The organism is Neisseria sp. P0021.S007 (assembly GCF_051956855.1).
Map to the genome: position 1 here is coordinate 1 of NZ_JBQCXA010001266.1, position 508 is coordinate 508.

Below are 508 nucleotides of genomic sequence, written 5' to 3' on the forward strand. Positions count from 1 at the left end.
GTTGAACACAGGGATACGCATCAGTTCGCGCATGGAGGGCACACCGATCAAGCGCATTTCGCCTGACTGACCGCCGGAGAGCAAACCGTAATATTGGTCAAGCTCGCCCGGACCGACTTCGGAAGTCTGTTTACCCGGTTCGGCAGGGGCTTGGGCTTCGGCTTTGGAAGCGGGCGCCGCACCTGAAGCAGCAGCTTTGTCGCCACCCTCTTTGGAGCAGCCTGCTAATCCCAACAGACCGGCGCCGGCAATACCTGCGCCGGAAGCGGCGGCAGTACCTAAGAATGAACGACGGCTTAAACCGTTTTGTTCTAATTTTTCGTCTGACATACAACACTCCTTGGATAAAATTCGGCAGCCGGCGTTTTCAGACGACCTGCCGATCAAAAAAACGAATTTATGTTTATAAGTATGGTTACGGGTGGGCCGGCATTTTTTCAGGGTTCTTTAGGGGTTTAGATTATTTGCCGGCCATGGGGCGGTTTATTTTTTCACAAACTGCACAACC

Annotated in this window: 1 pseudogene; it reads right to left on the reverse strand. The window is 53.0% G+C overall.

Going from position 1 to position 508, the window contains the following annotated elements:
- Window positions 1-330 (reverse strand): annotated as a pseudogene (locus tag ACTHUR_RS18660) (TAT-dependent nitrous-oxide reductase); the annotation flags it as partial.
- Window positions 331-508: the final 178 nt, after the last annotated feature.